The 13,097-nt window shown below is 64.3% G+C and carries 9 protein-coding genes; 7 read left to right on the top strand and 2 right to left on the bottom strand.

The features are described 5' to 3' along the window. Positions 1 to 164: 164 nt before the first annotated feature. Positions 165 to 779, bottom strand: a complete 615-nt coding sequence (locus tag BJY26_RS19505) for a TetR/AcrR family transcriptional regulator (protein WP_179425865.1) — start codon at positions 777 to 779, stop codon at positions 165 to 167. Between the two features lie 121 nt (positions 780 to 900). On the opposite strand from BJY26_RS19505, the gene BJY26_RS03900 reads away from it, so the two are divergent. From BJY26_RS03900 to BJY26_RS03885, 4 genes are read left to right on the top strand one after another with little or no spacing between them, the layout of a single operon-like run. Further along, entirely contained in the window at positions 901 to 2,238 is a 1,338-nt protein-coding gene (locus BJY26_RS03900) for an ABC transporter substrate-binding protein (RefSeq protein ID WP_179425863.1), read from the top strand. Next, complete coding sequence (locus BJY26_RS03895; protein ID WP_179425861.1) at positions 2,235 to 3,194, top strand: carbohydrate ABC transporter permease; 960 nt, start codon at positions 2,235 to 2,237, stop codon at positions 3,192 to 3,194. The genes BJY26_RS03900 and BJY26_RS03895 overlap by 4 nt, the downstream gene beginning before the upstream one ends. Then, the gene (locus BJY26_RS03890) at positions 3,191 to 4,093 is read left to right on the top strand and encodes a carbohydrate ABC transporter permease (protein ID WP_179425859.1); all 903 of its coding nucleotides are present in this window, start codon (positions 3,191 to 3,193) and stop codon (positions 4,091 to 4,093) included. Before BJY26_RS03895 ends, BJY26_RS03890 begins: the two co-directional genes overlap by 4 nt. After that, a complete protein-coding gene (locus BJY26_RS03885; protein ID WP_179425857.1) occupies positions 4,090 to 7,158 on the top strand; it encodes a glycoside hydrolase family 2 TIM barrel-domain containing protein in 3,069 nt (1,022 codons plus the stop codon). Before BJY26_RS03890 ends, BJY26_RS03885 begins: the two co-directional genes overlap by 4 nt. Here BJY26_RS03885 and BJY26_RS03880 read toward each other — a convergent pair. Then, positions 7,152 to 7,814, bottom strand: a complete 663-nt coding sequence (locus BJY26_RS03880; RefSeq protein ID WP_179425855.1) for a hypothetical protein — start codon at positions 7,812 to 7,814, stop codon at positions 7,152 to 7,154. The two genes, BJY26_RS03885 and BJY26_RS03880, sit on opposite strands and share 7 nt — an antisense overlap. A 527-nt stretch (positions 7,815 to 8,341) precedes the next feature. On the opposite strand from BJY26_RS03880, the gene BJY26_RS03875 reads away from it, so the two are divergent. From BJY26_RS03875 to wecC, 3 genes are all read left to right on the top strand, one after another. Then, complete coding sequence (locus BJY26_RS03875) at positions 8,342 to 9,715, top strand: hypothetical protein (RefSeq protein WP_179425853.1); 1,374 nt, start codon at positions 8,342 to 8,344, stop codon at positions 9,713 to 9,715. Between the two features lie 158 nt (positions 9,716 to 9,873). Then, the gene (locus BJY26_RS03870; protein ID WP_179425851.1) at positions 9,874 to 11,784 is read left to right on the top strand and encodes a glycosyltransferase family protein; all 1,911 of its coding nucleotides are present in this window, start codon (positions 9,874 to 9,876) and stop codon (positions 11,782 to 11,784) included. A 5-nt stretch (positions 11,785 to 11,789) separates the two neighbouring features. Beyond that, on the top strand, positions 11,790 to 13,061 hold the full coding sequence (gene wecC, locus BJY26_RS03865) for a UDP-N-acetyl-D-mannosamine dehydrogenase (RefSeq protein WP_237249025.1): 1,272 nt from the start codon (positions 11,790 to 11,792) through the stop codon (positions 13,059 to 13,061). Positions 13,062 to 13,097: the final 36 nt, after the last annotated feature.

The raw sequence follows: 13,097 nt of genomic DNA, 5'->3' as shown, positions 1-13,097 counted from the left end.
AAAAGGCGCCTGACGCGTGTTGAGGCCTCCGCGACTTCGCGGTGGCCTCAACACGTTTGGGGGGTTGCTTATTCAGTTGTATCTGTAGCGTTGCAAGCCGATTACTCGGTTGACTACTACATTAGGGGCGAAGCGGCTACCCCACATCAGTAATACCTACGTAATTAACTTTCTTTTGCCGGCGCCGGGAGGATGATCCCGTCGAGGTAGTCGCGCAAGCATGCCGCCATATCGATGCTGTTGTCGAGGAGCCATTGAAGCTGTATGCCGTCCCATAATGCGATGATCGATGCGGCGGCACGAGCCGGATCGACTCCCGGGCGCAGCCGACCCGCCGCGGCCAACGTACGCAGCTCCTCGGCGTATTCGCGCCGGACGCGGTCGAAGCGTTTGACGAAGTAGTCGCGCGCCGGATAGTCGTCGGTGACCGATTCGCCGCACAGCACCGTGTACAGCTCGATGAGGCCGGGCACGCTCTCGTTGAATGCGGCCTGGTCAACGAGGATGGCAGCAAAATCGCGGCCGGACGATTCGGCGGGGCCGGTGTCGGTGATCTCGTCCCGATGACGGAGCACGGCCACCAGCAGGTCCCGTTTCGAGGGAAAGTAGTGCAGCAGGCCGGTTTGGCTCAAGCCGATCCGGTCGGCGACGTCCTGAAGCGATCCACCCTTGTAGCCGCGCGAGCCGAAGACTTCCGTGGCCGCCTCGATGATGCTGCGCCGCCGCTCGGCGGACTTTGCGTACGGTCCGCGCTTCGCCGGACGCTGGTCGGAAGTCACGCTGCCAGACTACCGTGGCGGCGCGACAAATGAATTACGAGTACCTACTCGGGATTGTGCTATCGTCATGTCCACGGATCGGCATGAGCCGATAAATCGGCACAACGATGTGGAACTTGAGATGGCACCATTTTCCAGACGGCAAGTGCTCGGCGCCGGTCTCGGCAGCGCAGCACTCGGCGTCTTATCGGGCTGTACAACTCCCGGCACGACCAGCGTGAACGCGGCGCCGACCATACCGCCGGCGCATGGCGAAACAGTGAAGCTGACGTACTGGTCGTGGCTGAAGGACTTGCAGAAGGTCGCCGATATCTGGAATGCGCAGCACCCCGGCGTGCACGTCGAAGCAGTGTGGATTCCCAGCGGCAATAGCGGCGGGTACCCGAAGATGTACTCGGCCCTGGCTGCCGGCGGCGGTCCGGACATCGCGCAGATCGAGATGCGGACAATACCGGAATTCATGCTCGTCAACGGACTCGTCGACCTCTCCCGCTACGGCGCCGAGAAGCACGCCGACAAATTCGACCGGACGCTGTGGAACCAAGTGAGCTTTGTCGACGGCGTTTACGGCATCCCGCAGGATTCCGGCCCGATGGCCACGTTCTACCAGCCCAAGCTCTTTGCCAAAGCCGGCGGAACGCCGCCGACAACATGGGGCGAATGGGCAGAGCTCGCCCGGGAATTGCGGCGGCGCCACATCTACATCGATTGTTTCCCGCTATCGGACGCCAGCGTCTTCTGCTCGCTCGCCGAACAAGCCGGCGCACGGTGGTTCAAGCCGACTAACGATGGCTGGGCCGTCAACATGACCGACCCGGCGACGATGCGGGTAGCGAAATTCTTCGACAAAGCCATCGACGACGACCTCGTCACCACCAAATTCGAGCCATATTCGCCCGGATGGTTCGCAGCGGCGTCCAAAGGAAACCTGGCGTCGATCACCAGTGCGAGTTGGGGAGACGCCCTGATCGAGGGCGTGTCCGGAGGATCGGGCAAATGGAAAGTCGCGCCGATGCCGACATGGGACGACGACGGTTACGGCTCAAGCCAACTCGGCGGCTCAACGGCCGCGGTCCTGGCCAATTCCCAGCATCCGAAAGAAGCGCTTGAGTTCGCGGTGTGGATGTGCAGCTCGCGCGAAGGCATCGACGCGCTCATCACACACTGCGGCATCGGATGGTCGCCGACGCCGGACTATATCGGTGCGCCGCGACAAAAGCCGTCGAAGTTCTTCAGCGGCCAAAAATACAACGAGAAAGTCTTCGTGCCCGCCGCCAAACAGCAGAACCCGGATTGGTCCTGGTGGCCCATCACGCAACAATCGTTCAGCATCCTTTCCGACGAATTCCGGCACAAAGCCTCCGGCAAAAAGCTCGTCGACTGCGTGGCGGCCGCCGAGAAACACATTATGGCCGCATTCAAGGACAAGGGCCTGAGCATCCGGAAGGAGCGCGCATGAGCGTGCAGACGACAACCGGCACGGCCGCGGAAACTCGGCATGACGATTCGGGACGGCGTCCGGCACGGCGGCGAGGGGGAGCCGTCCGGCGAGCGCCCTGGCTGCTGTTGGCGCCCTTCCTCCTGCTGTTCCTCTTCACGTTCATCCTGCCGATCATCACGGCAATCGGGTCAAGCTTCGTCAAGGTATCGCGAAGCGGATTGTTCGGCGAAGACGGCGTGACGAGCAGGTTCGCCTGGTTCGACAATTATGCGAAGGCGCTGGCCGATGGCAACTTCGTGGCCTCGATCTGGCGCATGTTTCTATTTGGGATCGTGCAGGTTCCCATCATGATCGTCGCGGCAACCGTGCTCGCGCTTCTCCTCGAATCCGCCTCGGCGAAGTGGCCCGGACTGTTTCGCGCCGCGTTCTTTCTGCCGTACGGTATCCCCGGCGTCATCGCGACGATCCTGTGGTCGTTCCTCTATGTTCCCGGACTCAGCCCCATCATCGACGCGGCGAAATGGATGGGCCTCGACGTCGACTTCCTCGGCTCGGGCACGGTGCTCTGGTCGATTGCAAACATCGTCACCTGGAGCTACACCGGGTACAACATGCTCATCATCATTGCCCAGCTGAAGTCGATACCGGGCGAACTCTACGAGGCCGCACGGGTGGACGGCGCGTCCCCGTGGCGCATCGCCCGCAGCATCCAGATCCCGCTGATCGCGCCGGCGCTGGTGCTGACCACCGTCTTCTCGATCATCGGCACGTTGCAGCTGTTCGCCGAGCCGCAGGTGCTGCAATCGGTGGCTCCGGCGATCGATAGCCAGTACACGCCGAACCTGTCGGCCTATACGACCGCGTTCAGTTACAACGACTACAACGTCGCGGCGGCGCAGGCCGTGCTCATCGCCGTCGTGGCGTTCGTGCTGTCGTTCGGGTTCCTCCGGCTGACGAACAGGAAGTCCTCATGAGCACCAAAGAACTAACCAGAGACCCGGCTGGACAGCCGACCAAGAAACCCGTCAAAAGCGGCCGGCGCCGGGCGTCGACGATCATCGTCACGGGCGTGCTCGTCGTCGTCGGCCTCTACTTCATTATTCCCGTTTACTGGGTATTCGTCGCCGCCACGAAGACGACCGGCGACTTGTTCGGCACATTCGGCTTCGGATTCGGCAAGACCTTCGCACTGTGGCACAACCTCGGACACGTGCTGTCGTACGACGGTGGCATCTTCGTGCGCTGGTTCTTCAACTCGATCCTGTACGCCGGGGTGGGATCGCTCCTTGCCACGTACTTCGCGGCCGCCGGCGGCTACGCGCTGGCCAAGTACAAGTTCCGGGGCAACAACACGGTATTCGGCTTGATCCTCGGCGGCGTCCTTGTGCCCGGGACGGCGACGGCCCTTCCGCTTTTCCTGTTGTTCAGTCAGCTCGGCCTGGCCAACACATATTGGAGCGTGCTGCTCCCGTCACTGGTGTCGCCGTTCGGATTGTTCCTCTGCCGCATCTACGCGGCAGCGACCGTGAGCGATGCGCTGATGGAAGCGGCCCGGCTCGACGGGGCCGGCGAGATCCGCATCTTCCACACGCTCGGACTGCGCACCATGACACCCGCGCTCGTGACGGTATTCCTCTTCCAGCTCGTCGGAATCTGGAACAACTACTTTTTGCCGCTGGTCATGCTCGCCGACACGAAGTACTACCCCATCACGTTGGGACTGAAGAACTGGCTCAGCCAGGTGAACAGGCTCCCGGAATTCTACGAACTGACAACCGGCGGCGTACTGCTCTCCGTGGTGCCGCTGGGTATTGCCATGCTTGTGCTGCAGCGTTTCTGGCGCGGCGGCCTGACGGAAGGATCGGTTAAATGACAGTCGACTATCTCACGGACCGGGGGCCCGGCCGCGGCGCGCGACGTCCGGCTCGTTCGCGGCTCCACGGCGATGCGCCGTCAATGTCCTTGAACGGGTCGTGGCGCTTCCGCCTGCTGCCCGCCGCGCCGGGGCATCCCGGCGCCGCCGGGGCGCTGCCGCCCGGCGAAGCCGACGAGGCGGTCGGTGCGGTCGAGTTCGATGACGCCGACTGGGACCGGATCGAAGTCCCGTCGCATTGGGTGCTGCACGGCGACGGCCGCTACGGGCGCCCCATTTACACGAACGTGCAATTCCCGTTCCCGATCGACCCGCCGCACGTGCCCGATGAGAATCCGACCGGCGACTACCGGCGCGAGTTTCACATCGACGAGTCATGGGACGGCGCCGCGGCAATTGTGCTGCGGTTCGACGGTGTCGAGTCGCGGTACAAGGTCTGGGTGAACGGCGACGAGATCGGCGTGGGCACCGGTTCGCGCCTCGTCCAGGAATTCGACGTGACGCGGGCCGTACAGCCGGGCCGCAACGTCATTGCCGTGCGCGTGCACCAGTGGTCGGCCGGGAGTTATCTGGAAGACCAGGACCAATGGTGGCTGCCGGGCATATTCCGCGACGTGACCCTGCAGGCCCGCCCGGTCGGCGGCATCGACGATGCGTGGCTGGATGCCGGTCTGACGCCGGGCGGCGACGGTCTCATCACCCCCGAAATCACGGCGTCGGACGACGCATATCCGGTCCGATTGCGGGTGCCGGAGCTCGAGATCGACGTCGAGTGGGCCGGACCGGACGACGTCGGGCCGGTGCGCGTGCCGGGAGTCCGGCCGTGGACTGCGGAGACCCCGACCCTGTACGGCGCGACGGTGTCCAGCGTCGGTGAGACGCTGTCGCTGCGCCTGGGGTTTCGTTCGGTGCGCATCTCGGGCGACCGGTTCCTCGTCAACGGTCAGCGGGTGGTCTTTCACGGCGTCAACCGACACGAAACGGCCCCGGAGCGTGGACGGGTGTTCGACGAAGAATGGGTGCGCCGCGACCTGGAGATGATGAAGCGGTTCGGCGTGAACGCCATCCGGACGAGTCATTACCCGCCGCACCCGCGCGTGCTCGACCTGGCGGACGAGATGGGCTTCTGGGTGGTACTCGAATGCGACCTGGAAACTCACGGCTTCGAGCGCGTCGGGTGGGCTCAAAACCCGAGCGACGACCCGGCCTGGCGCGAGGCGTATCTCGACCGCATCGAACGCACCGTCGAACGCGATAAGAACCATCCGTCGGTCGTGATGTGGTCATTGGGCAACGAATCGGCCACGGGCGAGAACCTTGCGGCCATGGCGGCGTGGGTGCACGGCCGCGATCCCGGGCGCCCGGTGCACTACGAAGGCGACTACCGGGGTGAATACACCGACGTGTATTCGCGCATGTACTCGTCGATTCCGGAAACCGCGTCGATCGGGCGAGACGACGCGACGTCGCTCGTACTCCACTGCACTGCGCCCGAGTCGGCAAGGCAGCGCACGAAACCGTTCATCCTCTGCGAGTACATCCACGCAATGGGCAACGGTCCTGGGGCGATCGACCAGTACGAGGACCTCGTGTGGCGATACCCGCGGCTGCACGGCGGCTTCGTCTGGGAGTGGCGCGACCACGGTCTGCTCACCCGCGACGAGAACGGCACCGAGTTCTTCGGGTATGGCGGCGACTTCGGCGAAGTCGTGCACGACGGGAACTTCATCATGGACGGCATGGTGCTGTCCGATTCGACGCCGTCGCCCGGTCTCTACGAATACAAGCAGGTTGTCGCGCCTGTGCAACTCGCCGTCGAGCGGTCGGCGGCGACGTGCAGCGATCCGGACGCAGGCGCTCTCGCTCTGACCGTCACGAATCGGCGGCACACGGCCGACACCGCCGATCTGGAACTGCGCTGGCGGGTCGAGGTCGACGGGCGGAAGGCCGCGGACGGCGTCCTCGACCCGCTCGCCGTGCCGGTCGGGGAGTCCCGGCTCGTGCAGTTACCGGATCTTCCGGTGCCGACCGGGGGAGAGGTTTGGCTGACCATCGAGGCAGTGCTGCGCGAGGCCACGGCGTGGGCGCCGGCCGGGCACCAGGTCGTCTTCACGCAATTCAACCTCCGCCGGGGCGGCCTCGCGGCCCCACGGCTTGCGCTCGCGAAATCGACGCACGACACGGACGCCGCCGACGTCGTCACGCTCGGTCCGGCCCGGTTCGAAGGCGGCAGGCTCGCCGCGCTTGCGGGACAGCCCGTGTCGGGTCCGCGGCTCGAGCTGTGGCGCGGGCCGACCGACAACGACCGCGGAAACGGTCGGGGCTCGTACGAGCGCGTCGAGCCGTGGGAAAACGCGGGGAACGGCGAACCCGCGCCCCCGTACGACGAGATCTGGCGGGCCCGCGGCCTGGACCGGCTTGTCGCGCGGGTCGAGTCGACGCGGGCCGGCGAGAACGCCCTGCACGTGCGGCGCCGCTGGTCGGCCGCCAATGAAAGTGCGAGTGTTGTCGTCGACGAATTGTGGCAGGTTGTGGACGGCGAACTGTGGCTGCGCGCCGACATAGCGCCGAGCCGCGGGTGGGACATCGTCTGGCCGCGGGTGGGGCTCCGGTTCGATTTGCCGGCGGACGTCGACCGTGCCGCTTGGTTCGGCACCGGCCCGCTCGAGTCCTATCCGGACAGCCGCCACGCCGCACGGGTGGGACGGTTTGCGGCGGGGATCGATGAACTCAGCGTGCCGTACGCCCGGCCGCAGGAGACCGGACACCGCAGCGACGTCCGGGAATTGACCCTCTCGCGCGGGACCGCGGAATACGTGCGGATCGATGCGGCCGCCGACACTGCCGGTCGCCGGCCCGGGTTCACGTTGACGCGCCACACCGGCCAGCAGCTCGACGCCGCGCGCCACCAGCACGAACTCCCGGAGAACGCGAACACGTACCTATACATCGATGCGGCACAAAGCGGACTGGGCTCGCGGGCGTGCGGTCCGGACGTGTGGCCGGAACACCTGCTGCGGCCGGAGGCACGGACGCTGACCTTGCGGTTCCGGGCGGGTCAGTGACCGGCTGACTGGTCCGTTCCGGACGTCGACCCGCTCGGCGTGCCATCGGAACCGGATGGATCGGCCTCGGTCGATGTCCCGGAAGATCCGGAACCGGTCGAACCAGGCTCGGTCGACGCGCTGCCGTCGGAGCTCGACCCGGAATCGCCCGGATCGGCCGTGGCGCCGGAGGAGGCGGTCGAGTCGTCCTCTCCGCCGGGGTGCGTATCGGTGGCGGTGGTCGACGGATCGTCGCCGTCTGGTGCCGTTCCCTTGCTGGCCTCTGCCGAGTCGTCCGGGGTGCCGTCACTTTCGGCGCCGTCAGTTGATTGGTCGGGCTGCGGGTCGGGATGGGCGCGATGGGTCCGGTGCCGACTGCGGGGATAGCGGGGTTGGTTGTCGGGAGAATCCGGCGCGGGCTCGGCAGACGGGGCAACCGGCGTCGTCGGTGTTGTCGTCGGTGGTGCAGGCGGCTCGAACGAGCCGTCCAAATCCAGTGTGTTTTTGTGGTGCGCGGATGCTTGTGCCGAAGGCGTCGCCGTCGCGGCCGACGCGGGAGTGTGCGCTTGGCCCGTGTCCTTCGTGGCGATTCGGCTGGTCTCTGCCGACGGCGCACGGGTAGCGAAATAGTTGACTGACAAGATGCCGAGTTCGACGGCCAGAATCGTTCCCAGCACCCATAAGAGTCGTTTAACTCGTTTACTTCGACGAACGCGGCGCAGCCACGGGGGAGCATACGGGTCGCGAGCGGGCACGGTTGTATCTCCTCGAGTGGGCGGGGTGTGGCGTGCGGTCTGCCTTGGATACGGTAACGCAAACGTGCGCCGGCAACTGCTGCGAGCGTCGCCGGCGATGTGATTTGATCACAAACCGTGTGTTGCCCGTAGCCAAACAGTGACCTGGCGTTGAAGGGCCGGTCCTCATCACTGCCCGGGCGGCGGATGCGGGCAGCAGGCATGTTTCGTGGTACGTCTTGCCTATGACTCGAGCCGCCCGTATGCGCCGGACTGCGGCGAGTCTTGTGATCGTCGCGTCGCTCGTTGCGACAGTGTCGTGCCAAGGGGAACCCGCCCCGCCCGAGCCGACGCAATCCGAGTCGCCATCGCACTCACCGACGGGCGCACCGACGCCGACCCCAACCCACACATCGCGCTTTTTCTCGCAAGCGAGCCCGAACGGTCACGCCACCAAGAAGCCCCACGACGTGCGGATCGAGATCGGCCGCGCAAAGTCGAAGTTCGAACTGCGCGACGCCTCGGTCGGCCTCTCCTTCGAAGCCACCGACCTTGCCGATCCACGGCTGGATCCGGCGAATTCCAATCTCGATGACCTCGTGAAGAAGCTCGACCATCCGGCGCTCCGATTCGGCGGCAACTCGCTCGACAGGCGGTTCTTTTGGACATCGTCCGGCGAGAAGAAACCGAAGTGGGCAACCGTCAGCGTCGGCCCGAACGATCTACGCAGGCTGAAGCGGCTTCTCGACGCGACAGGCTCGAAAGTGACCCTCGGCGTGAACCTCGGACACTTCGATCCGAAGCGTGCCGGCGATATGGCCAAGTATGCGCATCGAATTTTGGGCGGGCGCCTCATCGGCGTGGCTATCGGTAATGAGCCCAACGGCTATGCGACGGGTGACAAGAAGCTCGACGTCCGCCCCCAGGGATGGACTACGGCGAAGTACATCAAACAGGTGCAAGCGTATTCGGCAGCTATCCACGCGTTGAGCCCGACGGTGCCGATTATCGGCCCGGACGCGTACGACGCCCAGTGGTGGAGGGCGTTCACCGGCGCGAAGATTCCGCGGTCGGCGGCAATGACACAGCATTGGTACCCGCTGTACGCGTGCGGCAAGAACGGTAAGGAAAAGTACTCGCCGAAGGCGACAAATCTCGTGGCGCCGGGGATTCACGACAAGACGAGCAAAATGTTGTCGTGGGCGCACCGGGCCGCAGGCCGGGCCGGGTTGCCACTGTGGCTCGACGAGACCGGGCCGACGTCGTGTCCGGGCTCGAACGGGGCGGCATCCAGCCACGCCGAAGCATTGTGGGCAGTCGATTACACGCTGAACGCCGCAAGCCACGGTGTCCGCCGGCTCGCCATGCATTCGTCGTTGGCCGCGTGCAACGGCGGGCCGCCGATCTCCATGGTCTGCGCCGGCGGCAGCTACGATGACCCGTCCGGGCAATTCCGCGGACGCTCCGGGTATGCGGCGTTGGCCGCGGTCGCGTCGATTCCGAACGGCCGCTTCATGTCTGCCCGGGTCCACGGCAGCAAACACGTCTTCGCGTACGCAATCAGCGCCGGCAACACGATTGCGGTGGTCGTCATCAATGAACTCGATCCGGTGAAGTACAAACGCGCACGTACCACGGTGACGCTCCCCGTCGCCGGCAAGCGTGTGCGCGCCTACCAGCTGGCCGGACCGTCCCTGCAAGCGGACGACGCCAGCGTCATCAACGGCCGGCGTGCGCTCGCCGGCCCGATCGAGCCGAAGCCGTTGCGCGGCGATCGACGGGGCAAAAAACTGCGGCTGACACTCAATGCCGGCACGGCAACCGTGCTCGAGATCGCCAAGTGACAGCGGAGCAGTCGTCGGCGAGCAGCTAGCCGGATTGGCGCGCCGCCGTACGCCGCCGGCCGGCTGACCGAGCAAGATACTTTAACGCAATTGCGGAATCAGTTGTTAGTATCGACTGGTGGAAAACGGGGGAAGCTTTCAGGGCGGGTGTGTCCCACTTGGGTAAAGGGGTCGCGTCGGCGATCCTCGGCGATCCACGCAAAGCATTCTGGCATTTTCGTCGCGGCGGAGTCGCCGGATTGAAGAAATACGCCCGCCGAACCCGCATCGCCGCGGCGGGTCCACGCGGTGTCGCTGCGGCAATGACGCCGAATTCGCCGGCGGTCGTCACCGACATCCCCGAATGGCCGCTTCCCGACCCTGCGCCGGACGACGGCGCGCCAACTGTCGCCGTCATTCTCGACGATTTCTCGCTGCTGGCGTTCCGCTATGAATGGAATACCGTCGAACTCCTGCCCGACGCGTGGCGAGAACAATTGACGGCCACCCGAGTGGACTTTGTCTTCGTCGAATCGGCCTGGAGCGGCAATCATGGCGCGTGGAAATACCACCTGACCGGCGCGAGCGCACCGCGGCCGGCAGTCGTCGAGATGCTTGCCTGGTGCAGCGACCAGCGCATCCCGACGGTCTTCTGGAACAAAGAAGATCCACCGCACTATGACGATTTCCTCGACGTCGCCAAGCTCTTCGACCGCGTCTTCACCTCAGACATCAACAAACTCGACTCGTACCGGCGCGACCTCGGCCATCGCGGCGTCGGCGTGCTGCCGTTTGCGGCGCAGCCTCGCATCCACAATCCCGTCCGTCCCCGATCGGGGTTTCACTCGCGCGGAATCGCATTCGGAGGCATGTACTTCGCGCACAAATACCCGGAACGGCGCCGGCAGCTTGAGACGTTGCTGAAGGCGTCGATTCGCGCCCATAACAAGGACGACGCCGGGCTGGACATCTTCGCCCGAGAACTCGGCGGCGACCCCAACTATCAGTTCCCGTCCCCGTATGCGTCTCATATCGTCGGCACACTGTCGTATCCGCAGATGCTCACCGCGTATAAAACGTACAAGACGTTTCTCAACGTGAATTCGGTGGTCGACTCGCCCAGTATGTGCGCCAGAAGGATTTTTGAGATCACGGCCTGCGGCACTCCCGTCGTGACAATGCCGACCGAAGCGATCGGCAAGTTCTTCCCGCACCAAGAGATTCCCGTCGCGAACGACGAAGACAATGCGTACGACGTGATCCGCTCGCTCATCCGGTCGAACGAGCACAATGACCGGCTGGTTCATCGGGGTCAGCGCCAAATCTGGGCGCAGCATACGTATGCGCACCGCGCTCGCGCCGTCGCGGCAGCCGTCGGCCTCGACGAATCGGTGCCGGCACGATCCGTATCCGCGTTGGTGTCGACGATCCGGCCGCACCAAATCGACCATGTGCTGCACACTGTGGCGGCGCAGCGCGGTATCGACGTCGAACTGGTGCTGCTCACGCACGGGTTCGAACCGGACGCCGCGCATCTGCATGCAAAGGCCAACGAACTGGGCATCGAGAAACTGACACTGCTATCGGCAGGTCGCGACGTTCCGCTTGGGGATTGCCTGAACCGGCTGGTCAAGGCTGCCGGTGGCGACCTGGTCGCGAAGATTGACGACGATGACCTCTACGGCCCCGATTATCTGGCCGATCAAGCGAACGCGTTGATGTACAGCGGCGCGGATGTCGTGGGCAAGCAGGCGCACTATATGCATCTTGCGGACTCGGGGGCGACAATCTTGCGGTTTGCCGAGCGGGAGCACCGCATGACGGATTTCGTGATGGGGCCGACGCTCGTGACCGCGCGCGAGCATGCCCTGAGCGTGCCATTCGCGTCGCAGTCGTTGGGTGAGGATTCGCAGTTCCTGCGTGACACGGCCGACGCCGGGGGGACGATTTACTCATCCGATAGATTCAATTTTGTGCAATGGCGCGGGGGTTCAGCGGGAGACCACACGTGGGATCAGACCGATGACAAGCTTTTGGCGACCGGCGTCGTCACGTTCTACGGAGACCCGACCAAGCATGTGATGGTTTAACACTGGTGAAGCGTGAGGATCGAGAAAAGACGTTGACGAACGAATTCAAGCAGGTGTGCGTGGTCGGGCTGGGTTATATCGGCCTGCCCACTGCTGCGGTGATCGCCCAGCAGGGCGTAAGCGTCGTGGGGGTCGACCTGAACGCTGCCACGGTCGATGCCGTCAGCCGTGGTGAAGTGCCGTTTGCTGAGCCCGATCTCGGCACGACGGTTGCCGGCGCCGTGAGTACCGGGAATCTGCGTGCCAGCCGGGTACCCGAGCCGGCTGACGCGTATATCGTTGCCGTCCCGACTCCCGTCACGGAATCGCACGATGCCGACCTTCGACACATTGATGCGGCAGCCGCAAGTATTGCACCGCACCTCAGTGGCGGCGAGCTGATTGTGCTCGAATCGACGTCGCCCCCCGGCACGACGGCGAGATTGGCGGAAAGAGTATTAGCCGAGCGGCCGGACTTGAGCCTTGAGGGCGCGCCGGAGTCGTCCGTCGTGTACTTTGCGCATTGCCCGGAGAGAGTACTGCCCGGACGAATCATGATTGAAATCGTGACAAATGATCGAATCGTTGGCGGGCTCAACGATGGAGCAACTGAACGGGCGTCCGATCTCTACGGGTTGTTCACGAAAGGCGAGTTACTGCGCACGGACGCGGTGACGGCCGAGATGAGCAAACTCGTCGAGAACTCGTTTCGCGATGTGAACATCGCCTTCGCCAACGAACTGTCGATCATCTCCGACAAGCTGAACATCGATGTGGGCGAGTTGATCCGACTGGCCAACCACCATCCCCGAGTGAACATCCTCAACCCGGGTCCGGGGGTTGGGGGCCACTGCATCGCCGTCGATCCCTGGTTCATCGTGTCGAAGGCCCCCGAGGAGTCACGGATGATCCGTATGGCCCGCGAAGTCAACGATGCGAAACCACAGTTCGTCGTCAACAAGATTGTTGAGGCGGCGCGAAAGTTCGATAAGCCAACCATTGCTGTGCTCGGCTTGGCATTCAAAGCGAACGTCGACGACCTGCGCGGCTCGCCTGCCGTAGAAATCACCCGGCTATTGGCAGAAATATTGCCGGATGCGAAGGTTCTCGCTGTCGAGCCGCACGTCGATGAGTTGCCGGATGCACTCGTCTCATTCGAGAACGTCGAACTCGTCGAAGCAGGCGAAGCACTGGCTGACGCGAATATTCTCGTTAAGCTGACGGGGCACGCCGCTTTCGACGACGTCATGAGTGAGATCCCGATCAACACCGTTACAATCAGCGCGGCGGCTGCATAGCGATGATGACCGGAACGGCCTGGCGCATAGAAGTGT

Origin of the sequence: Spelaeicoccus albus (genome assembly GCF_013409065.1) — a bacterium.
Classification (GTDB): Bacteria; Actinomycetota; Actinomycetes; order Actinomycetales; family Brevibacteriaceae; genus Spelaeicoccus; species Spelaeicoccus albus.
Note: the sequence above shows the minus strand (reverse complement) of the source record. Positions and strands in the feature narration are given on the sequence as shown.

Excerpts from the sequence above, each read along its gene's own strand:
- BJY26_RS03900 (WP_179425863.1), top strand. The coding sequence starts at position 901 with ATGGCACCATTTTCCAGACGGCAAGTGCTCGGCGCCGGTCTCGGCAGC.
- BJY26_RS03895 (WP_179425861.1), top strand. The coding sequence starts at position 2,235 with ATGAGCGTGCAGACGACAACCGGCACGGCCGCGGAAACTCGGCATGAC.
- BJY26_RS03890 (WP_179425859.1), top strand. The coding sequence starts at position 3,191 with ATGAGCACCAAAGAACTAACCAGAGACCCGGCTGGACAGCCGACCAAG.
- BJY26_RS03885 (WP_179425857.1), top strand. The coding sequence starts at position 4,090 with ATGACAGTCGACTATCTCACGGACCGGGGGCCCGGCCGCGGCGCGCGA.